At 44.7% G+C, this 22,064-nt stretch carries 21 protein-coding genes; 9 read left to right on the forward strand and 12 right to left on the reverse strand.

What is annotated here, in order from left to right; genetic code table 11:
- Nucleotides 1-199 precede the first annotated feature (199 nt).
- The gene (gene nadC / locus NG798_RS12875; RefSeq protein WP_261223918.1) at nt 200-1,054 is read left to right on the forward strand and encodes a carboxylating nicotinate-nucleotide diphosphorylase; all 855 of its coding nucleotides are present in this window, start codon (nt 200-202) and stop codon (nt 1,052-1,054) included.
- 63 nt (nt 1,055-1,117) lie between these two features.
- On the opposite strand, the gene NG798_RS12880 is transcribed toward nadC, so the two are convergent.
- The 6 genes from NG798_RS12880 to NG798_RS12905 all read right to left on the reverse strand — a co-directional run bounded on the left by NG798_RS12880 (nt 1,118) and on the right by NG798_RS12905 (nt 8,879).
- A complete protein-coding gene (locus tag NG798_RS12880) occupies nt 1,118-2,158 on the reverse strand; it encodes a C39 family peptidase (protein WP_261223265.1) in 1,041 nt (346 codons plus the stop codon).
- Nucleotides 2,159-2,525: 367 nt separating this feature from the next.
- Nucleotides 2,526-4,340 (reverse strand): iron uptake porin, encoded by a 1,815-nt coding sequence (locus tag NG798_RS12885; RefSeq protein ID WP_261223267.1) that lies wholly within the window; start codon nt 4,338-4,340, stop codon nt 2,526-2,528.
- A gap of 507 nt (nt 4,341-4,847) precedes the next feature.
- Nucleotides 4,848-5,603 (reverse strand): amino acid ABC transporter ATP-binding protein, encoded by a 756-nt coding sequence (locus NG798_RS12890; RefSeq protein WP_317619596.1) that lies wholly within the window; start codon nt 5,601-5,603, stop codon nt 4,848-4,850.
- 18 nt (nt 5,604-5,621) lie between these two features.
- Nucleotides 5,622-6,638 carry an amino acid ABC transporter permease gene (locus NG798_RS12895; RefSeq protein ID WP_261223269.1) on the reverse strand — a complete coding sequence of 339 codons (1,017 nt, stop codon included), beginning with the start codon at nt 6,636-6,638 and terminating at the stop codon, nt 5,622-5,624.
- Nucleotides 6,639-6,685: 47 nt separating this feature from the next.
- A complete protein-coding gene (locus NG798_RS12900; RefSeq protein WP_261223271.1) occupies nt 6,686-7,639 on the reverse strand; it encodes an amino acid ABC transporter permease in 954 nt (317 codons plus the stop codon).
- A 166-nt stretch (nt 7,640-7,805) separates the two neighbouring features.
- Complete coding sequence (locus NG798_RS12905) at nt 7,806-8,879, reverse strand: amino acid ABC transporter substrate-binding protein (RefSeq protein WP_261223273.1); 1,074 nt, start codon at nt 8,877-8,879, stop codon at nt 7,806-7,808.
- 204 nt (nt 8,880-9,083) lie between these two features.
- Between NG798_RS12905 and NG798_RS12910 the strand changes: the two genes are divergently transcribed.
- Nucleotides 9,084-10,589: an alanine/glycine:cation symporter family protein gene (locus NG798_RS12910; protein ID WP_375338965.1), complete on the forward strand. Its 1,506-nt coding sequence runs from the start codon at nt 9,084-9,086 to the stop codon at nt 10,587-10,589.
- Between the two features lie 113 nt (nt 10,590-10,702).
- Here the strand turns inward: NG798_RS12910 and lipA are convergent, their stop codons facing one another.
- Together lipA and NG798_RS12920 are read right to left on the reverse strand one after the other, a co-directional pair.
- A complete protein-coding gene (lipA, locus tag NG798_RS12915) occupies nt 10,703-11,608 on the reverse strand; it encodes a lipoyl synthase (protein WP_261223277.1) in 906 nt (301 codons plus the stop codon).
- 184 nt (nt 11,609-11,792) lie between these two features.
- Nucleotides 11,793-11,924, reverse strand: coding sequence for a hypothetical protein (locus NG798_RS12920; protein ID WP_261223279.1), 132 nt, complete (start codon nt 11,922-11,924; stop codon nt 11,793-11,795).
- A gap of 113 nt (nt 11,925-12,037) precedes the next feature.
- Here NG798_RS12920 and NG798_RS12925 point away from each other — a divergent pair, with 113 nt between their 5' ends.
- Nucleotides 12,038-12,601: a PleD family two-component system response regulator gene (locus NG798_RS12925; protein WP_261223281.1), complete on the forward strand. Its 564-nt coding sequence runs from the start codon at nt 12,038-12,040 to the stop codon at nt 12,599-12,601.
- A 166-nt stretch (nt 12,602-12,767) separates the two neighbouring features.
- On the forward strand, nt 12,768-13,634 hold the full coding sequence (locus NG798_RS12930; protein ID WP_261223283.1) for a Cof-type HAD-IIB family hydrolase: 867 nt from the start codon (nt 12,768-12,770) through the stop codon (nt 13,632-13,634).
- Nucleotides 13,635-13,984: 350 nt separating this feature from the next.
- Here NG798_RS12930 and NG798_RS12935 read toward each other — a convergent pair whose 3' ends face one another.
- Entirely contained in the window at nt 13,985-14,800 is an 816-nt protein-coding gene (locus NG798_RS12935; RefSeq protein ID WP_261223285.1) for a DALR anticodon-binding domain-containing protein, read from the reverse strand.
- 242 nt (nt 14,801-15,042) lie between these two features.
- Between NG798_RS12935 and NG798_RS12940 the strand changes: the two genes are divergently transcribed.
- Nucleotides 15,043-15,780: a Crp/Fnr family transcriptional regulator gene (locus NG798_RS12940; RefSeq protein WP_261223287.1), complete on the forward strand. Its 738-nt coding sequence runs from the start codon at nt 15,043-15,045 to the stop codon at nt 15,778-15,780.
- Nucleotides 15,777-16,343 carry an NUDIX hydrolase gene (locus NG798_RS12945; protein ID WP_261223296.1) on the forward strand — a complete coding sequence of 189 codons (567 nt, stop codon included), beginning with the start codon at nt 15,777-15,779 and terminating at the stop codon, nt 16,341-16,343. Before NG798_RS12940 ends, NG798_RS12945 begins: the two co-directional genes overlap by 4 nt.
- Nucleotides 16,344-16,349: 6 nt before the next feature.
- On the opposite strand, the gene NG798_RS12950 is transcribed toward NG798_RS12945, so the two are convergent.
- Complete coding sequence (locus NG798_RS12950; protein WP_261223298.1) at nt 16,350-16,844, reverse strand: DUF427 domain-containing protein; 495 nt, start codon at nt 16,842-16,844, stop codon at nt 16,350-16,352.
- A gap of 101 nt (nt 16,845-16,945) precedes the next feature.
- Nucleotides 16,946-17,230 (reverse strand): Ycf34 family protein, encoded by a 285-nt coding sequence (locus NG798_RS12955; RefSeq protein WP_261223301.1) that lies wholly within the window; start codon nt 17,228-17,230, stop codon nt 16,946-16,948.
- A 191-nt stretch (nt 17,231-17,421) separates the two neighbouring features.
- Here NG798_RS12955 and NG798_RS12960 point away from each other — a divergent pair, with 191 nt between their 5' ends.
- Both NG798_RS12960 and NG798_RS12965 read left to right on the forward strand, forming a co-directional pair.
- Nucleotides 17,422-18,684 (forward strand): CCA tRNA nucleotidyltransferase, encoded by a 1,263-nt coding sequence (locus NG798_RS12960; RefSeq protein WP_261223303.1) that lies wholly within the window; start codon nt 17,422-17,424, stop codon nt 18,682-18,684.
- Between the two features lie 615 nt (nt 18,685-19,299).
- Nucleotides 19,300-19,689: a KGG domain-containing protein gene (locus NG798_RS12965; RefSeq protein ID WP_261223310.1), complete on the forward strand. Its 390-nt coding sequence runs from the start codon at nt 19,300-19,302 to the stop codon at nt 19,687-19,689.
- A gap of 74 nt (nt 19,690-19,763) precedes the next feature.
- Here NG798_RS12965 and NG798_RS12970 read toward each other — a convergent pair whose 3' ends face one another.
- Nucleotides 19,764-20,891, reverse strand: a complete 1,128-nt coding sequence (locus tag NG798_RS12970) for an NAD(P)/FAD-dependent oxidoreductase (protein WP_261223312.1) — start codon at nt 20,889-20,891, stop codon at nt 19,764-19,766.
- 307 nt (nt 20,892-21,198) lie between these two features.
- Between NG798_RS12970 and NG798_RS12975 the strand changes: the two genes are divergently transcribed.
- Nucleotides 21,199-22,041, forward strand: coding sequence for a YaaW family protein (locus tag NG798_RS12975; RefSeq protein WP_261223314.1), 843 nt, complete (start codon nt 21,199-21,201; stop codon nt 22,039-22,041).
- Nucleotides 22,042-22,064 lie beyond the last annotated feature (23 nt).

Genomic DNA, 22,064 nt, shown 5'->3' on the forward strand with positions numbered 1-22,064 from the left:
GCTCTCGCTTTCCTCACCGCTTTATTACTCTAACAATTCTCCTTAAGGTTGTCAACCCTTTTGGTAAAAATTTTTTGAGAAATTTTTAAATTGCACTCAAATGCTTAAGAGGTAAGCCTTTGAGGTAGGGTAGCTCTGGTATGAAAAAGGCTAGAGGAGGATTTGGCCAGTGAACGCTACCGCAGTTTTGCCCCCAAACATGGTTTTAGACCCCCTTTTACAAGCGTGGTTACTAGAAGACATTGGTCGTGGCGACCGCACAACCCAAAGTTTATTACTTGCCCACACCCCCCCAGCAAAGGCGGAGTGGGTAGTCAAAGAAGCCGGAGTCATCGCCGGCCTATCAGTTGCAGCCAGAGTCTTCCATCTGTTAAATAGCAAAGTTGAATTCCTGCCAACTGTAGAGGAAAGTCAATGGTGTGAGCCTAAGCAAGTCGTGGCACAGATCACCGGCCCCCTTGATGCCCTACTCATGGGCGAACGTGTCGCCCTCAACCTAACCATGCGTCTGAGTGGCATTGCCACCCTCACTCATAAATATGTCCAACAACTAGTCGGCTTGCCAGTTCAACTTGTCGATACCCGCAAAACCACCCCTGGTCTGAGACTATTAGAAAAATATGCAACCCAAGTCGGAGGAGCCAGAAACCACCGTATGGGCCTAGATGATGCCGTAATGATCAAAGACAACCACATAGCAGCCGCCGGCAGCATTGGCGAAGCCATCAGACGCATCCGCGCTCAAATTCCCTACCCTCTCACAATAGAAGTAGAAACAGAAACCATTACCCAAGTCAGAGAAGCCCTCCAGCATCAACCAAATATCATCATGCTCGACAATATGCCCCTTGACCTGATGCGGGAAGCTGTCCAACTGATTCGCACCGACCAGCCCCACATTAAAATAGAAGCTTCTGGCAACATCACCCTAGATACGCTTCGTCCTGTAGCCGAAACCGGCGTAGACTACATTTCCACTAGCGCCCCCATAACCCGGTCATCATGGTTAGATTTAAGCATGAAGCTTACACCCCCCAGCCCTAACCCCCAATAAAAAAACAAAACCCGAAGTTATTAGCAAGCCTCTAACTTCGGGTTTTTATAACTCTTGTCCGATTTACTTAGAAATAAAATGCACCCAAAAGCTGCCATCTGGAATACAAGTCCGGCGGATCATCCGATAAGAGTAATTCAAATAAGCCCCCTTCAAATCTGTCCGATACCCATCCGGAAACCACTCCCCATAAGGATCATGGACTATAAAACCATCATCGACATAACCCACTAAAACAATAATGTGACCAAAAGACGTAAAATATCCGTGTATCACTGCTGGTTTACCATCAGCCAGCCAGTCTTGCACTTCTTCAATAGTTGCATTATCGGTAAAATCATCCTTGCAACCATAAGCTTTCACAATCCGAGCCAAATCATAAGGATCGTGTCTGCTTAAACCATTTCTTTCAGCATATTGATAAAGCTCATCTTCAAATTGCCCCTGCTTTGACTTGCGTGCTGCCCCCAAAAACTCCAAACACATCGCCAAAGAGGTGACATTACAAGACCCGGTTGGGTTATACCAATTATCAAGCTGCGATTTGTAAGGCACATTTAGCTTAACTGTTTTTGGTTTTGGTTTCGGATAAAGCTGTTGAACTTTGCTAGCAGATTGCTGTGTTATTTTTATATGCTCACCAAAAAGATACCATATTTTAGAATTTTTGAAAGAATCTTTTCTAAAGGTAACTCGGACATGATTACGAACTACCTCATAAGAAACAAGATCAAATTTTTTACCTTGTTCTATCGAGTGCTTTTCTGCATCACTCAATTGAGAGTTGGCAAGGGGTCTAGCCTTTAAAAGCGTAGCTTTAACAATTTCCAAAACTGGAGAAGCAGCCGGAATATCTGTCCGCTTTGCTTCGATCAATTTCGTAGAAGTTTCTGCGCCTAAATATCCAGGTTCTTGACATTGCATTAAAGATTGAAACCGATTCAAAGCTGCTGATGAAATCGGGCCAAATCTACCGTCTGCCGGTGGTTCAAGGAAACCTAAATCAATTAGCCGCACTTGAATCTGACGTGACAGTTCGGCATCGGCAGCGATTGCATTGACATCATACCTAATATTTTTGCCCAAAAAGTCTTGTAATTTCATTTATCCTACCTACCTTGCCAATCAAAGGCGCTTATCATAGTTGCTAAGCTACAGATTGCAGCCATTATATCTTCCCACAGGAAGTACAACAATTGGCTGTCCCCAATACTTAGTGAACTCTCACGATTATGCTGAAGCATTCGCAAGCATCTGGAAAGCGGGTACAGTCCTGTCTTTGACATTCATTATCAATCGCTTGAGATCGGGACGATTTCTTACACCCAGAAACATATTTAGGGTGAGATTCTCCCATCAGTCTACTCACAAATAATAAAAGCGGAGTGAGCAAAAAATGTTCACTCCGCCTTCTTATAACTAAATACTTCTGTCAAAAGTTGCTTTATACAAAGCATTGCTTGCAAGAAGCTTAGAAAGTGAAGGTGGTTCTGATAGTTCCTACAACGTCTGTTTCGTTACTATCGTTATGATCGGGATTGGTAATCACAAACACCCCTGGAGTGATAGAAATATTGTCAGTCACTTGATAGCGATAAAAGGCTTCAAAGTGCATAGAGGTGTCGCTGTCTTCACGAGTGCTCACATCATTGTCGGTGACTTTTGGCGGCATCCCAACCACGAAACCAAGCAAGTTACCTTTTTTGCCTAAGTCAGCCAGACCCAGCGTTACTGCCCAGTTCCAGAGTGTGGCTTCGTTATCAGTGTTCTCATTCATCACTTTACTGTAACCGGCCCACCCAGACAGACTAAAGCGAGAGCTTGCCTTGAGGCTGGCTTGGACACCAAAATGATTCCCAGAAGTTGGGGCGCCGTTAAAGGGGTTGTTAGCGAAGTTACTGCCGGTGCCAGCAGAAACGTTGCGCCCATCACGGTTATAAGAATGAGCATAGGTCACACCTAAAGCAAAGGCATCACTGGGGCGGAAGGTTAGTTGACCTAAAGCCGCATAAGAACCTCTGAAAAAGCCACCACTATTAGGCGGTTCAAAATCTGGGTTGCTGCCGTTGGGGGCTAAATAACCGGCTGTAATCCCAAATGCTTTACTGAAATCATAGTTGATAGTTATCCCCGGACCACCGGACCCTTGCCGATAAATTGGGTTAAACCGGCCAAAGCGCGAGATCGAACCTTGGCTATCGCTGGCAAATAAGGGGTTAAAGGTAAAGGTGTTGCTAAAATATTCACCCTCATTCGCATCAACAAAGATTGTGGCGTTTCCTATCGGGAAACGATAATAGAGCTTATGGATTCGTAGATCGTTATTAGTGTTTGCTTCAAACGCCAAACGATCCATGTTGCTGTTGGGAGCATAATTCAAAGTTACTGCGTTACCCGCTTGCAGACGAGTGAACAACAAATCTTTGCCGGTGAAGCTTGTGTTTAAATTCAACCGTGCCCGGTAATGAAAGTGCGGCGCTACATTCGTTCCGCCTTCGCCGATGATATCGCTGCCGGCAAAAATAACTTCTCCGCGTAGTTTTGTGGTTGTGGAAAATTGGTTTTCTTCAAGTTCGCGGGTGCGAGCTTCCAACGAATCCACACGACCGCGCAAAGTAGCTAATTCAGCCTGAAATTCGTTTAATAAGCGTTCCAGGGTGGCTAAGTCTTCACGGGTAACGAAGTTGTTTCCAGGTTGAATTTGTGCGGTAATGGCTTCTAAGCAAGCGTTGACACCGGCTGCAAATTCGTAACGAGTTAAAGCACGGTTGCCTCGGAACGTCCGGTCGGGATAGCCAACAATACAACCATATCTTTCAACTAAGTTCCGCAGTGCTTCGTAGGCCCAGTCTGTGGGCCGCACGTCTGACAGTTCGTTGACGGATCTCAATTGATCCATCGCCTCGCTTTCGCCTGCGGGGACTTCACCGGCTTCTAAGGAATCAATCGAAGCTTCCACCGGCGTTAAGGTTTCTTCTGCTTCCCCGACCGGCAGTTGGCTTGTCAGATTGTTATTTGTTCCAGCACTTGTCGGCATTTGAGCCGTCATGGCTGCGGGAGCGCTCAGATCGCTCAGCGTCATAATCTCAGCAATAGAGCTATTTAACTGCTGAGTCCCTTCGTTGTTTTGTGGCAAGCTGGCCGTTTGGTCAGCTTTTGAGTTCTCTATTGGTGACGTGCCGGCAGTCATTTCTGCTGCTAGGGCACTGTTAGCCAATACTAATGTAGCGCCCAGTACAGCGGGACTGTATTGTAGGGCAGCCTTGAAAATCTTTAGCATCATCATTTTTTCCTCACACCTCGCTAAGATTCTAAAACTGCTGTGCGGTTTTTGGTTGTCGCTTTTGACGTTACCCACAGAATTTATCAGATTGTATCAATTTTTGCAGCTTGGCGTTTATTTAAAATTAACTATTTATTTTATAAAAAAGCTTGTTTTGTTGTCTACTTCTCTGTTAAGAGAGTTTTTCCTAATTTCCACTGTCAGAAATTTTCATTTTAAATGCTTATACTCTCTTAAAGATTTGATAATTGACAGGTTAAGAACCTCGGTCGGATGATGGCCCCTAGTGTCTTTTGCTGGCCTCAGCCTCCCTAGTCCTATAGCCAAAGGTATTTGCACAACTTTCTCCTCACATCCGCATTTTATTTTTTTATATTAAGTATAGAAAATTGTTTGCTTTGTTGAAGAAAAGCATGGATTCAAGCACTATAGACTGAGAATGTCTTAAACAGGACGCTTGAGGGTTTTCTCACAAAAAATAAAAGATTTTTCTCACATTAACGGGCCGATTCAAAGAATCTGGGACAAAAACTTGCGAGTACGTTCTTCTTTGGGATTTTGGAAAAATTCAGTGGGTGGGCCTTCTTCCACCGGCACCCCACCATCCATCAACACTACTCGATCCGCCACTTCCCTTGCAAACCCGACTTCGTGAGTTACCACTACCATTGTCATCCCTGAATCAGCCAAATTTCGCATTACGTCCAACACTTCTCGCACCATCTCCGGGTCTAATGCCGAGGTTGGCTCATCAAACAACATAATTTTAGGCTGCATTGCCAACGCCCTCGCAATGGCTACCCGTTGTTGTTGTCCTCCCGAAAGTTGGCCCGGATATTTTTTGGCCTGTTCCAAAATTCCTACTCTTTCTAACAATTGCATTGCCACTTCTTCGGCTTTAACTTTTGTCCACCGGCGCACCCAAATCGGTGCCAATGTCACATTTTCCAAAACCGTTAAGTGAGGAAATAAATTAAATTGCTGAAACACCATCCCAACTTCTTGTCGGATAGCATCAATATTCCGTAAGTCGTTGGATAATTCTATTCCATCTACAATAATTCTGCCTTTTTGATATTCTTCCAAGGCATTAAATGTGCGGATAAAAGTAGATTTTCCTGAACCCGATGGCCCCATAATTACGACCACTTCTCCCCGTTTTACAGTCAGACAAACTCCTCGTAAAACGTGGAAATGTCCATACCATTTATGAACGTCCTCAGCTACGATCATTAATTCGTTGTCTAGTTCATTATTGTTGATCATTTTTTCCTCTTACTTTATTTAGTGTTTACCGAGACTAAGTTGATGTTCTAAGCGTTGACTAATTAAAGCCATGCTGTAACAAAAAAACCAATAAAGAATACCGGCAAATAAATAAACTTCTGCATATCTTCCTAAAAATTCTGGCTGGGCCAAAACTGAACGACTCATCCCCATTAATTCTTGTAATCCTACAATTGATAATAATGTCGTATCTTTAAATAAACTAATAAATTGACCGACAATTGCCGGAATGACAGCCCTTAAAGCTTGAGGTAAAACAATCAACCCAATGACATAAAATGGATTCAAACCCAATGCTCTTGCAGCTTCGGCTTGACCACGCGGAATAGATTGTAAACCCCCTCGTACATTTTCTGCCAGATAAGCAGAACTAAATAATGTTAACCCAGCAATGGCTCGCACAATGCGATCTAACCGAATTTCTGGCGGGAATAATAAAGGTAGCATAACCTGCGCCATAAATAAAATCCCAATTAACGGTAATCCCCTGATGACTTCTATATAAAAAATACAGAGACTTCTGACAACCGGCAATTTACTTTGTCTCCCCAAAGCCAGTAATACTCCTATGGGAAAAGACAAAATAATGCTAATAGCTGCCATTAATAAAGTCAATAATAAACCGTTCCATAATTCTGTTCCCACCGGCACTAAACCCAAACCCCCTCCTATCAACCAAAGGCTAACAGGAAAAGCGCTTAACCAAGCCACCGGCATCCATTTTTTGAGGTGCGAAATTTCAATTAAGTTTAGCGCTGTTAATCCACCCAGAAGAATAACTACTACAAAAAGTCGCCATTCTTGGCCGGCGGGAAATCGCCCGATTAAAAATAAACGAAGGTTTTCGGAAATAACCGTCCATTGAGCTTTGCTAGTTAACCACCCTAAAAAAACCGTTAAAGTTTGGTAAATAATTGCTAAGGAAAAAACGGTTAGTAGAGAATTGAGCCAGCTATTAAAGAGATTTTTTTTCGCCCAGGTTAATAAATTGGGGGTTTCGGCAGTTTTTTGCATAATTATTTATTTTGCACGTTAGGTAAGCTTTTTTAAGGAAATTAGGGTTATCTTTCTTTGATTTGAACTGTTTTGTTAAACCAATTCATCAACAGAGAAATGATTAGATTAAAGCTTAAATAAGTTAACATAAGTAATAGGATAACCTCTACAGAACGGCCTGTTTGATTGAGAGTAGTGGAGTAGACAGAGTAAACATCTGGATAGGCGACAGCGATGGCGAGGCTGGAATTTTTAGCCAGGTTTAGATATTCGCTGGTGAGGGGAGGAATAATCACTCTTAAAGCTTGGGGAAAAATCACAAGGCGCATTGCTAAATCTGGTTTTAATCCAAGGGCTTTGGCGGCTTCCCATTGTCCTTTGGGAACTGCTTGGAGGCCGGCCCGTACAATTTCGGCGATGAAAGCTGCGGTGTAAGTTGTTAGTCCAAAAAGTAATGCAGAAAATTCTGAGGATAAATGGAGAGTGGCAATATCTAAACCTTTGTTGCTGAACGACAATATCCCCAATAAGTTAATGGCGGTTTCTGGTGGAGGGAAACTTAGAAAAATGGCAAAGTACCAGAAAAATAGTTGCAGTAATAGGGGAGTATTTCGGATTGCTTCTACATAAAAAATGGCGAGGCGTCGCAGTAACCAATTATCGGAGAGGCGGGAAATTCCAATGGTTACGCCGATAAGGGTTGCTAAAATTATTCCAATCAAAATGACGCGAAGCGAGTTGAGTATTCCTATGAACATGGCGCGAGCATAAGCATCGGTGCGTTCGTAGGATAAAGGTCTTTCTCCGATATCAAAGGCTGCTTGTTGTCCGAGGAAATCAAAGCCAAAGTCTAAGTTTAGCCGTTCTAGGTTGTAGGTGAGGTTATCCCAAAGAACGGCTAATGTAATGAGGACGGCTAGGATCATTAGTGCTTGGCCGGCAATGTGCCAAAATCTTATATCTCGCCATAGGGGGATGGCAGATTTTTGTGTTTTGGTTTTGGTTTTTTTTTGGTTCATTACCGGTTTTTTTTCATTTGGCTTTTTTAGGAGAATTTTGCGACCAGTTGGTCACATTTTTGGCGCTTGAGGGAGTTTTTTTACCGCAGATGTATGGCAGGCAAGATGCCTGCCCCACAGATGAACGCGGATGAATGGGATGGGTTGTTGATTGGTTGTTTGGGGTTTAGAGGAATGGTGGGGAGTACATTAGGCCGCCTTTTGTCCAAGGGGTGTTAATGCCTCTGGGTAAATTTAAGGGGGTTTTGGGGCCGAGGTTTCGTTCGTAGAGTTCGCCGTAGTTGCCGATGTGTTTAATGATCCGCACGGCAAAGTCTTGGGGGAGTCCCATTCCTGGGCCGAGGTTGCCTTCTGCTCCTAAAAATCTTCGCACAACGGGATCTGTGCTGGTGGTTGCTAGTTGGGTGACGTTTTGGGAGGTGATGTCTAGTTCTTCGGCGTTGAAAAGGGCGTAGACTATCCATTTCATGGCATCAAACCACCGCGAGTCGCCGTTGAGAACGCAGGGGGCTAAGGGTTCTTTCGACATTACGACATCTAAAATTACATGATCTTCTGGTTTGGGAAGGATACTACGCCGGCCGGCAAGTTGGGAACGGTCTGTTGTGACTCCCTGACATCTACCTTGTGCGTAGGCGGCGAAGGTGGCGTCTGTTTCTTCAAAAACTAGGGGGGTGTATTTAACTCCGGCTTTTGCCATTTGATCGGCTAGGTTTTTTTCGGTGGTGGTGCCGGTTTGCACACAAATCGATTTTCCTTCTAAGTCTTTGAGTGTTTTTATGCCGCTTTCTTTCGTAACCATGATGCCTTGTCCGTCATAAAAAACGGTGGGCCCGAATTCCATGCCGACTTCTGTATCTCTTCCGAGTGTCCATGTGGTGTTTCGGCTGAGTATATCTACTTCACCGGCCTGCATGGCGCTGAATCGTTCCTTGGGGGTGAGGGTTCTAAATTCTACGGCGTCGGGGTTGTTGAATAAGGCGGCGGCTACGGCGCGACATACATCTACATCGAATCCGCCATATCTGCCTTCTTTGTTGACAAAGCTAAATCCTGGTAAGTCTGCTCCTACGCCACAGATCAGTTTTCCCCGTTGCAATATAGTATCGAGTCGGCTGGTATTTCTAGTGCTACTGCCCGATTGGCTGTTTGATTGTTCAACGTTGCGCCGGTTGACGCAGGCAGTTAGAGGTGTGACTACCAGCAGGCCGGTTAATATCCATAAACTCCATTTCGGCATAGTTGTTTTGAGTTATTTGTTCTGGCTTATGGGAAACACAGGATTAGATTGATAAATTGGTTTGGTTGTGTTTATCTTACAGGTTGATTAGTGGCATGACACCATTCACCGCTCTCTGTAAGGACACGCACACATAATCTATAGACTTTGGGTGCAATGTGGTTACATTCAGAGAATCATACTTTTAATGGCACCAAAATAATGATGAAACCAACCGGCTTATTATTCTTTCTGATATTTTTCGCTTTTCCGGGTGCGGCGCTGGCGGCTGAAACACCGGCCCCTGATGATTTGATTACCCGCATAATTGACCCGATTTTTGCGGAAATTGTCAAGGCGATGAGTGGGATTTTGTTTTTCAGTGTTGGTGGTATCCCTTTTATTGTTCTTTGGCTCATGGGCGGTGCTATCTTTTTTACTGTCCGCATGGGTTTTATCAATTTTCGGGCTTTTAAACACGCAATTTATGTGGTTCGTGGTCATTATGATGACCCAGCAGAACAAGGTGAGGTAACTCATTTTCAGGCTTTGTCGGCGGCTCTTTCAGCAACAATTGGTCTTGGTAATATTGCTGGGGTGGCGATTGCTATTAAGTTGGGTGGCCCTGGTGCGATGTTTTGGATGACGGTGGCCGGTTTGCTGGGGATGTCAAGCAAGTTTGTTGAATGTACTCTGGGTCTCAAATACCGCATTGTTAATGCAAATGGTCAGGTTTCTGGGGGGCCGATGTATTTTTTGTCTCGCGGTTTGGCTGAGATTGGCTACCGGCCTCTGGGCAAGGTTCTGGCTATTTTGTTTGCGGTTTTCTGTATCGGTGGCTCGTTTGGTGGCGGTAATATGTTCCAAGCCAATCAATCCTATGCAGCGGTGGCGGAAGTTTTACCGATTTTTGCCGGTCGTAGTTGGCTTTATGGTTTGGTGGCGGCTTTTTTGGTGGGTTTGGTGATTATTGGAGGCATTCGCCGCATTGGTGCGGTGGCTGAGTTTCTGGTGCCTTCGATGTGCCTAATTTATGTGATTGCTTCGCTTTGGATTTTGCTGTTAAATCTGCCGGCGGTTCCCAACGCTATTGTCACTATTTTTAGGGAGGCTTTTACCCCGACTGCTGTTGAGGGGGGTTTTATTGGGGTTTTGGTTCAAGGTGTACGGCGGGCTTCTTTCTCTAATGAGGCCGGTATTGGTTCGGCTTCTATTGCTCACTCGGCTGCTCGCACCCATGAACCTGTCCGCGAGGGTATTGTGGCTTTGCTGGAACCGTTTATCGATACGGTGGTGATTTGCAATATGACTGCAATTGTTGTGATTCTCACCGGCGTCTATAACAACCCGGCAACGGCCAATCTTGAGGGGGTTTACATGACTTCGGCTGCTTTTTCGACGGTGATTAGTTGGTTTCCGGCGATTTTGGCGCTTTCTGTGTTTTTGTTTGCCTTTTCAACGATGATTTCTTGGAGTTACTACGGCGAGCGGGCTTGGGTTTATCTTTTTGGGGAAAAAACGATGATTGCTTACAAGGTTTTGTTTGTAATCTGTGTTTTTATTGGTTCGGTGGTAAATCTCCGTTCGGTTCTCGATTTTAGCGACATGATGATTTTAACGATGGCTTTTCCAAATATGCTGGGGGGATTTTTGCTTTCTAATAAGGTGGCGGCGGATCTGAAAAATTATATGGATCGCCTCAATTCTGGGGAGATGCCGGTTTATAAGTAGTGGTAGGGGAATTGTCGGCTGTTGATGGCCAAAGTAGGGGCAATCGGTGGCTGTGGTTGCCCGCATTAGTAGGGGCCGTTTGGGGGCGGGCGCTCTGGCACAGCGCTTAGAGTCTATTCTTCACCGGCATGATAGGAACTGCGAACCAAGGGGCCAGACCGAACATGAGCAAATCCCATCTCCCTCGCCATTTCCCCTAGCCTGTCGAATTCTTCAGGTGTCCAATATTTCACCACTGCTGTATGTTCCAATGATGGACGCATATATTGCCCCAAAGTCAGCCGGTCACATCCCACCGCCCGCAAATCTTGCATTGCTTCTACAATCTCTTTTTCGGTTTCTCCGTGTCCCAGCATTAAGCCTGATTTGGTGGGAATGTTGTTGTCGATTTCTTTAACTAGCCGCAAGACTTCCAGGGAACGCTGATATTTTGCACCGCGTCTCACCGGCCCCTGTAATCGCTTCACTGTTTCAACGTTGTGATTATAACAAGCGGGTTTTGCTTTAACTACGCATTCTATCCGTGAGGCTTGCAGTTGGGCCGGTGTTTGCTGTTCGGTTTGTCCTCCCCAAAAATCAGGTGTCAAAACTTCAATTTGGGTTTCAGGATTATTCTGCCGGATCGCGTTCATGGTGGCGACAAACCAACCGGCACCGCCATCAGCTAAATCATCTCTGGCAACAGAAGTTAACACCACATAGCGCAATCCCAATAATTGCACCGATTCTGCAATTTTTGCAGGCTCGTCTGGGTCTAGGGGCATGGGAGCATGACCTTTATCTACTTGACAAAAGGCACAAGAACGAGTACAAGTTGGCCCCATCAGTAAAAACGTAGCGGTTTTATTTGCATAACACTCGCCACGATTCGGACACCGGCCCTCCTCGCAAATAGTATGAATTTGTCGTTGTTTGATGATTTTTTGGACGGTGGACAGTTCACTGGCTTTGCCAATGGGCCGGCGTAACCATTCTGGCATTGCAGCAATTTCGGCTCGGATATTCGTTGGTGCAGTCATGGGATTTTAGATTGGTAATTGGCAATTGGGAGTTAGGAATCGGGAACTGGGAATCAGGGAGTGGGGAAGAATGGCGGAAAAAAGTCAAGAGGGTGATACAAATCTTAAGACATTCAGAGCGGATATCGGTCTTGGGAAACAGAAAAGTTTTGGTTGCACTTTTGTTATTGGTGTGTAGGCCGGTTTAAGCTAGGATTATTGGTAATTCTTTATAGGTGGCGGTTTCGCCCCAGCAGGCGATGTCTATGCGACCGTCAAAATTCGTAAAGGTGCGATAGTCGGAAATACGGTGATTGTCCTTTGTTATGTAATCCAAAAAGCGTGTTTCCGTTGGGATTGTGTCGCTGCTGAGGAATTCATCGGCGCGGCAATTGCCAAAATTTAATTGTTAAATCAAATTAAGCGAACGAACCACAAGAGGAGTAAGTCGTGGCAAGTCACAAAATTTTGGTCATTGATGACAGTAAGGTGATTCGGGTGCGGGTACGGGAAATGTTACCCCCTGGTAATTTTGAAGTGTTGGAAGCAAAAGACGGTGAGGAAGGGCTAAAGCTGATCCGTCAGGCTCGCCCTAATTTGATTATGTTAGACTTCCTGCTGCCAAAAGTCAGCGGCTGGGAAGTTTTCCAACAAATTCAAAGCAATGCTGAATTACGTTCTATTCCTTTGGTGTTGATGTCTGGACGCAAAGAGGAAGTTACAGAAAAAATTACTGAACCTTTTAAGCATTTTGCTTTTATTGAAAAGCCTTTTGAGAAAAAGTCGCTGATTGAAGCAATTAAGCTGGCAATGAAAATTGCTCCGAAGGCACCGGCAGCAGCGGCACCGGCAGCGGCGGCACCACCGGCGGCGGCTTCACCGGCTACGGGATCTTCAGATTCAGCGGAAGTTCAAGCTTTGAAAAAGCAAGTCGCTACTATGCAAGCTGAAATTGATGCACTGAAAAAACAAGTTAGTCAGATTTTGGCTTTTATTAAACAAAAAATGAAATAGCTCTTTGTTTAGGATATGCTGGCGATTTCTGTTGCCGGTGGCTGTTTTTAAAATGACAGTTGCCGGCATTTATGTTTAAGATGAGGCTGGCCGGTGGGTAGAGTTTACCCTACAAGGGGCTTGGAGGTGCACACTAATCAAAAGTCACCACTCCCAGGAAGAATTTATGCAAACACAACCGGCAGCAGATTTGAAAATGACCAGCGACATCCAACAGGATGAGATTGAGTTAATTGTTTTGGATATTGACGGCACGATAGCGGGCCACTCAAATCAAATCTCTGAGCCGGTCAAACAAGCCATTGCGGCGGCTCAGGCTCAGGGTGTAAAAGTGGCTATCGCTACCGGCAGAATGTTTTGTTCAGCCTTGCGCTTTCACCAAGAAATTGCATCAGATTTACCCTTGATAGCCTACCAAGGCGCGCTGATTAAAGAGCCGCTAACGCAACAAGTTTTATTTGATTTACGAATTAACCGGCAGATCGCACTAGAGATTTTAGATTTTTTGGAAAAATCCGAATGGCGACCGGCCCTTTCAATCCATTGTTATCTGGATGACCGGCTTTATGTGCGTGAATTAACCCACGCCACTCTAGCTTATGGAGAACGAACAGGAGTAGAACCTTTGCCGGTGGGAGATTTACGCGAGTTTCTAACCAGCGAACCCACCAAAATTTTAGCTCTGTGTGAAGATGCGGCTGTCACCGATAATTTGTTGGGCAGTTTACGTTCACGTTATACCCCTGCGGAACTGTATTTGACAAAATCTGTAGCAACCTTTTTTGAAGTTACCCACCCCGCCGTTAATAAAGGTGCAGCGGTGCGCTATTTGGCTGAAAAAGTGCTGGACATCCCCCTGTCTCGTGTGATGACCGTTGGGGATAATTTTAATGATGTGGAAATGCTGGAAGTTGCCGGCATTGGTGTGGCGATGGGCAATGCACCCGCTGAGGTTCAAGCTATTGCCGGTTGGGTTGCTCCGCCGGTCGAGTTAGATGGAGTGGCGGCAGCCATTCAGAAATTTGTACTTTAGCCCGAAAATCAGAAAGGACACCGACGACTGGCCGTGTTTCGTCTCGGTGTCCTTACTGGTTCGCTCCTCACACACCAGTCACTATAACCGGCACTCATCAAGTTTGTCACCCCCTTTTGTTAAAGTTTTATGACAATTTTCTAACTTTTTGCCTATTTTGCTTAAATTCGTTGTGAACTTGGGTGAAAAAGGGCCAAAAATTTGCTATAATTCGCGGTAACATTTTTTAAGGAATACAGACAGGCTAAGCGTTTTAGCCTCTCAAAGAAGATTCAGAAGCCAGGGGAAAAAAAATTTAGAGATTCTTAGGCAAAAAAATCAGACCACAGCAGGATAAGCGAGCAAGCATTCTATAGTTCTACCGGCGCATCTGTAGCTAAAAAGTCTTTTAAAAGAAATTGAAGTGTGGTTTGGGTGGCGCGAATTAAGCCAAGTCTAGCTTGAGCGAGTTCTGGAGTTTGAGTTCGCACATCGCCCCAAATGCGACAAGCACTGTGGAAGCAATCGAAGGCTTCGCTGAGGCCGGTGGCTAGTTTGAGGGGATTTTGGCAGGTGCCGGTGGCGAGGGAGTCAAGGGTATCTACTAACCGAGAAATTAAGCCGAGTTCTTGGTTTTGGGTAAAGCGCCAGCATTGACAGGAATTGAGCCAGGGAAGATGTGCCGGTGTAATAATTTGGTGGTTTTTTTGATTCAGAATGATTAAACCTTCGCGGTGGGCGGTTTGCAGCAGCGAACAACAGCGAGCGTGTGTGTACTGAATGCTAAATAGGGATGAGGTACTCGCTGAGGGAGAGGGGGAAACAGGGGAATGCAGGGATGTGGAAATCAGATTTTGTAACCAAGTTGCCAAGCTAACCGGGGCAAGATGAAATTGTAACCAGCCAGAAGGGAGAACCTCAAGGGTAAAATCTAGGCAGCCGGCATTGATAAGACTGGATAAATCAGCGGCGAGTTGGCTGGGGAGGGTGTTTTCGGTTTGGCTGCGGGCGAGTTTTAAGGCTATGGGGGATAGGTAAATTATTTCTGTGGTGTTTTTTGCCCTGGTTAGAGGAATGCTGGTAGGTTCGCAACCTAAAGAATTTTTGGGGATGACGGTTTGCAGTTGGGCGAGTAGTTGAGGTTTGAGTGCTGGAATTTCACCGCAGTTAACATTAAAATTGCCCATTGATAGGATTTTAGATTGGAAATTTTGCAATAAAGTTGAAAAGTTGTTTCCCGCAATTGGGATTTTAGCGCTTGGGGTGTAATCATATCGTTTTGGCACACAGCGTCTAAGTATGCGGAAAAGTTTTTTCTACTGGGAAGTATTGTTTGCTACTTTCCTTTCACCGGCCTATAGATCAAGCAGGTGGAACTTAAGAAAGGCCAAGCTAGTTATATTCTTTAGCGATTTTGATAGGCATTTTTATGTATTCATCTTTACATTCTGAGGCGCCGCGCCCGTTTTTAACTTGGCAGTTGATTGTAGACTGGGCCCAAGTTCACTATCGTTGTCGCATTTTTAACAAAGATGAGCGCATTCCTGCTCGACCTGAGTTACTTTATTTGGTACAAAAAGGTGCTGTGCGTTTGGTGGGAACTTCCCAGATCAAAGCGGTAGCTGTGAATAAGTCTCAGTCGCCTCTGGTGCCATTGGTTTCTGATGAGGCTTTTTTGGGGTTTGTGGGGGCCGGTCAGCCGTTTGAAATTGTTGCTCAGTCTCCGTTTTCGCTTCAGGCTTATGCTCATGTTGATGAAACTTCGGTAATTTGGATGTATTGGCATGATTTAGAGAATTGGCCTCATTTTCGCCGTGAGGTTTTGGATGCTTTTCGCTATCAACATCAGCGACAGTTGTTGTGGCTGGCTACTTTGGGTCAACATCGAACCATTGACCGGCTTTTAGGTTTATTAACTTTGTTAGTTGAAGAATATGGCGAACCTTGCGAGTGGATACAAAAAGGTGAAGTTCAACGGGGTTATTGTTTGCCTTGGTCGCTAACTCATTCTCAAATTGCTAGTGCTATTGGTTCGACTCGTGTAACTGTGACTCGATTGATGGGACAATTACGCTCGATGAATTTAATTCGCAGTCAGGGAGATAATTCAAAAGGAGATAATTCAATTTGTTTGCCGGCTTTTGCTGCGCGTCGGGAGTCAAAATGAGTGAAAGTTCTTTGAAAAAGTGGCAGGTTTTAGAGTCTGAGTTGGTTGTAAATCATCAATGGTGTCAAGTTCGCAAAGATTCTGTGGAGTTGTCTAATGGGGTTGTGGTTGATGATTTTTTTGTGAATGTTCGCCCTGAAATTGCTTATGTTTTTGCGCTAACAAAAGATCGGGAGGTTGTGTTTGTTAGGCAATACCGGCACGGCGTTGGTGAGATTCTTTTAGAGTTGCCGGCCGGTGCTTTTAATTCGGAGGTTGAAAGTGCGGAAGTTGGGGCAATGCGTGAGTTTACTGAGGAAACTGGTTATGTCTGTGATTCGCTTTTTCCTCTGGGTACGTTTTATTGTAATCCGGTGAAGGATACGAATAAAATACATTTATTTGTTGGTTTGGATTCTGAGTTTAAAAAAACTCCTGTTTTAGATGTTACTGAGGAAATTGAGGTGGTTTTAGTGCCGGTTTCTGATGTTTTAAATAAGATTAGTTCGGGAAAAATTAATGTGGCCGGTTCGGTGGCGGCGGTTTTTTTAGCGTTGCAGTTTCTTGAAAATCAAAAACTTTAATTGCTTTTACCATCCCCAAGTGCCGAAGCTTCCTTTAAAGGGGCCCACAATATCTTTTGTTATCCAGCCGCCATAGAAACCACCGGGTTGAGGTTCTACTTTTTCGCCATCTACATAACAAGCATCCATCGGGCCGGCGTAAAAGGCAACGTAATCTTTAATAGTGGCAAATGTAGGGGTGGGATTTTCATAATACCAGCCTACTTTTTCTAGGGTTTTATCTCCTACTGTGAGTGTATAGTAGCCGGCGTATCCTTTCCATTCGCAAAAACTTGCGCCGCTGGCTTTGGTTAAATATTGCATTTTAATATCTTCTGGGGGAATGTAATAAACCGGCGGATGGCTTGTTTCTAATACTCTTTTAGCGCTTCGGGTGTCGGTAATGATTTCTCCATTAAAGATAATTTGAATATGTTTTGATGTATCTTCAAGTCGTGGTGGCCGGGGATAATCCCACACTGATTCTTGTCCTGGTGCCGGTTCAATACGTTGTCCTACCATGTTAATATTTTTACCCTCAAACTTTCTTTTTAAATTATAGTAAAAAAGAGACGCAATAAAAAAGCTATCACGCCTCAGCAAACTGCGTCTAATAAAGTTGTTTAAGTGGGAATTAATTCCCCTGGACGCAAGCGCGACCACTTGCCGGTTTCTTGTTTAAAGCTTAAACAGCCGACTACATCCCATTCTTTGCCAAAGTCGCCGATCTGAACAATACGACCATCGTCTGTAACGACGACTTCGGGGAAGGAGTGGTTAACATTAATTGTGGGTTCCACCGGCTCAAAATCAGGCGTGGCGCTCAAGTGAGGCTGTTCGTGCTGTTCTTCTACCATGTGGTATGTAATGCAGCGGTCTACATAATGGCAATTCACACAAATACACATGATGCAAAACCTCGTAACTTTTCAATGATTTTTGCTTTAGTAAATCTGACGGTTCGGGTTAAAGGGGAGATAGCGGAAAATTTTTAGCCCAGATAAGGTTGGTGCTTTGCTTTAACGAAGAGGTGTGATTACAATAATTTAACGCGAATTCTGATATTTTTGGCGCTGATTAGTCGTTGGATTTTTTTGTGATGATATTTCCCCCAGCACCGATTTCTGCTCTTTCTCCTGAAAATTGGCCTTTTAGCTTAGAATTGTTGCCACCGGCTACTTGTTTAGTTGGCGGTGCTGTGCGTGATGCGTTGTTGGGAAGGAAACGGGAATACCTGGATCTTGATTTTGTCACAGCTAATGCGGCAATTGAAACGGCTTCAAAAGTTGCTAATCACTATAAAGCTGGTTTTGTGGTGTTGGATGCTTCTCGACAGATCGCACGGGTAGTGTTTGCTGAGGCAACAGTTGACTTTGCTCAGCAGGAGGGGGAAAGTTTGGAAACTGATTTACACCGGCGCGATTTTACAATTAATGCGATTGCTTACAATCCTTTTTCTGGCGAAATTATTGATTTCTTGGGGGGTTATGCTGATTTGCAGGCGGGTGTGCTTAGAATGATTTCTGCGGGCAATTTAGAGGATGATCCGTTGCGGTTATTGCGCGCCTACCGGCAAGCTTCGCAATTGGGTTTTACCATTGAACCGGCCACAAGAACAGCTATCCGCGAACGAGCTTTGTTACTGGGGAATGTGGCAGCCGAACGAGTGCGAGCAGAATTGGCGTATTTACTGCCAACAGTTGAGGGAACTCAGCAGCTACAAGCTTTATTTACAGATGGTTTGCTGGGGGTTTGGTTGGCGGCGACAGAAAAGGATGTTTCTTTGCTGCCAAAAATTGATGAAGCGGCTATTTTATTAAAGGAGATAGAGCCGAAAATTGAGGCAGAATTGGCTAAAAATATTCGTGAAGGGGTGAAAACGCCTATAATAGCAATTGCTAAGCTGGTTTGTTTGCTGGGTTTTGAGGAGGTTAAGGCAGAAGAACAACTTTTAAATTTAAAGTACAGCCGTGTTGAAATGCAGGCGGCTCTTGCGGTGATCAGAAATTTGCCGGTGGTATTAAAGGAGGAATGTTTGTCTATACGGGAAGAGTATTTTTTGTTTAAAAATTTGGGTTCGGCGTTTCCGGTGTTGGCGGTGGTGGCTGTGGCTTTGGGAGTGCCGGTTTTGAGGGTAGCAAGTTGGTTTGGCCGGTTTATCAACCCTGATGATCGCGTTGCTCATCCAAAATTGCCGGTGAGTGGAAATGATTTAATGAAGGAGCTTTGTTTAAGCCCTAGTCCGCAAGTGGGTGTACTGCTGACAGAAATTAGCATTTCTGTGGCAGAGGGACGCATTTCTAATCGGCAAGAGGCGCTGGAATTTGCGAGTGATTTGTTAAAAAGCCATTGTAAAGAATAATAAAGTTTATAATAGAAAGTTTTTCGGTTTTAGGAAGAGGGGCGAGATGTGAAATTTTGTGCCGGTGGGAGAGATCCTTATCCAGAGAGGAAGGTAATTTTTGGCGAGGGGGATTAGTTTTTTTGAATTTTTATAGTTTTTTTTACAATTGGCTTAGGCGAGGGACGGGATCGAGGTTTGAGAGCGTTTTTTAGAGGAAGGAGCTTGTGCTGAGTTGAGGGTTGTTATTTTTTGACGGTTTCATGTAAAATTAAAACAAGTAAGCGACCATAGCTTCCTGATTAAACTAAAGTCCCCCACATCCAACATAAAAACTTGAACAATTCAAGTAGGTAAACTTGACTGCTCCTGATTTTTTAAGGGAAAAACAAGTATCCAAACAGACCTGCCTTTTATGGCAAAATTAATGCGCTGTCGGCAAAGACTTTCAATGAAAAATTAATTTTCTGATTGCGGAACGCTGATAACGCTTTAATTCTGATATGTCTTTAGGCTGAAAAAATAACTTGGTCGAGATGAGTCTGTAGAAAGATGAAATGGATGCAATGGGTTCTTAGTATGGGTCTAGGATCAGCTACTAAATAAAAAAGCTTTCACCAACAAAGGAGTAAAAGAATGGCAGAGAAAAGCAAACGCGGATTTGCCTCTATGGATGCAGAAAAGCAGCGTCAAATAGCGAGCAAAGGCGGACACGCCGCGCATCAAAAAGGCACCGCACATGAATTTACCCCCGAAGAAGCCAGAGAAGCCGGTCGTAAAGGCGGAGAAGCGGTGAGCAAAAACCGCGAACACATGGCAAGAATCGGCAAAAAAGGTGGTGAAGCGGTCAGTCGAAACCGCGAACATATGTCAGCTATTGGCAGAAAAGGAGGAGAAGCTGTTAGCAAAGACCGGGAACATATGTCAGAAATCGGTAAAAAAGGCGGCCAACAAAGCCATAAAAATACAAATAATAGCAAAACCGCTACTACCGAAGAACAAAAAAGCACAACAGAAGGCGAGTAAACTGGGTAATCTGCACCCAGACTTGGGTGCAGAGCGAAATCTGTTGTGTTTCACTAAAAAAGATTTCGTTGTTTTTAGTTTGCTCGGTAGGCGCGTGCAATAAGATTCCAGCACTCTTTACCGGGTAGTGATCGCTGCTGTAGGTGAGTATTTATCTCTCCTGCGGCGGCGATCCCTGATTTTAAAGCAACTTCGATTTGCCCACCGGCACACCAGTCACCGCAACAAACCACCGGCACCGGCTTTGCTGAAATTAGGCAATTTTGGGGAATGGGCCGGCGGACAAAAGCATAGCGCCAGCGCTGAATTTGCACCCATTCGGGAGCATTTAACCAACTTATTAAAGATTTACCTGCTAAGTTTAATAAATGTGTAGCAGCCGGCTGTAAGTCTGCTTCATCAAGATATTTTTCGGCATATTCAGCGCTGCTATGAAAGACAAAAAGAGGCTTTTCCGATAGCTGGCGTTTGCTACTATCCCAACCGGCCCAAGCTAAATCATAATTTTCTGGAAAACTCACACTGCGCCATGCGGTTGCTCGTTGGTTTAAATCTATGTTGCGGGTTGGCGGGTAGCCGGCCATGACACTTAAACAGGGGTCATATTCTGCGTAGCATAAACTCTCAAAAAAGTCAAGACTAAAAAAAGATTTATTTGGCTCAATTAAGGGAACGGCTTGGGGTGCGGGAATGGCGAGCACGACGGCTTTTGCTTGTAGGGTTTGGCTGGTAGGTTCTGGGGTGCCGGCAATTTCTAGGCTTAGCTGCCAAGTTTCCTCAGCGGTTGGTGTCATGGCAACCAAACGCTGGCTTTTGAAAATCTCTAAGCCACTGGCCAAAAATTTGCCGATGGCATTCATGCCGGTGGGTGCAGCATAATAGATTGTCCAGTCGTTAGACGTGGTTGGGGAAAGTGAAGCGGTGGTGGGATCGCAGAGATAAGTTGTGTTTGTCCAGGGTTCGATGATACGGTGTTCGGATAGTTCGTGAATTAAACCTTGCAACAAATCGCCTTTGGGTTCGAGGTAGCGGGCACCGTGATCTGCTATAGTGTCCCCGATGCGCCTGGTGGCAAGTCGTCCGCCCACACCACGAGATTTTTCAATAACTGCTACAGAATAGCCGCAATGCCGCAACAATGAAGCGGAAACTAAACCGCTGATGCCGGCGCCGATGACTGCTACATCTAAAATTTCTGTCATGGATTGTTAAATTAGTTTCTTGACGTTTTAACCTTAAATAAACTTAACCGCTTAGCACCGTTCTCTACAATCTCAGGGCGAGAAGATTGATCGCTTTATAGGAGAGTTGAGATTCCAAGTTTGTAACATTGTTTCGTTGCAGCCTTCGATTGTAGGGCTGGGTGGGGCGTGCCGGTTTATCCGCAAAATTTTACTTCCTAAGCAATAAAACCTCAGAATCGAAACACAATAGTAGAATAGGTGAGAACGGGTTGCGGTGAACAAAACACCGCCTGTCCGTGCCTAATGTCGCAGGAGGAAGCTGACTTTGGACGAGCTACGCTCAGCGTTGGAATTAGCAAGCGATGAAGAATTACAGCAGTTAACTGATATTCTGTTTTGTCGCCGGTTCAATCCTTTAGATTATGTGCAAACGCCCGAACCGATTGATATCAAAAGTAGAGATCGCTGTTCCTGGTTAGATGCGATTGAGCAAAGATTTCGCTATTTGGCTGCGGATGGCATCACGGTTTTACGGGGTAGCACTTCGCAAGTAAGTTACAGGCAAGTTTTGATTAAAGTTTGCCGTTATTTGAAAATTCCTTTCTCAACTAAGCTATCAACAACTGATTTAGAAGCTGAGGTGTTTTTGTTTTTGATCGGGCAAGCTTGGCAAAAGTTGCCGGTTGCTGAACAACAAGCCTTGACTTTAAGAGTGCAAAAAGCTTTGGTGAAATCAAATTTTTCTGAGCCTTTACCGCTTTCTGTGCAGAAAAATCCTTTTGGTTTGTTTGTTAAGGGCGGTAGTGCTTTGGCTGTTTCTTCGGTGGTGCAGCCATTTTTGTTGCAGCAATTTGCTCGTCAATTTGCGATTCAATTTGCTCAATATCAAATCGCTAAAGAAACGCTGGCTTTAGGCGGTTCTGTGGCGGCGGCGGGAATGGAAAATTATGTGGCTTTGCAGGCTGCTAAACAAGGGATGACGGTTGCTGCTGCTCGTTATGGGGCTGTTCGGACGATGTTATCTTTTGTGGGGCCGGTGCTTTGGACTTGGTTTTTAGCTGATTTGGGTTGGCGGGCTATTGCTACTAATTATGCTCGGATTATTCCGACGGTTTTTGCTTTGGCTCAAATTCGTCTCACTCGTGGGGAGTGTTGGGAATGGGCTTGATGATTTTAAATTCTAGGTTTTAG

The organism is Ancylothrix sp. D3o (genome assembly GCF_025370775.1).
Taxonomy (GTDB): Bacteria; Cyanobacteriota; Cyanobacteriia; order Cyanobacteriales; family Oscillatoriaceae; genus Ancylothrix.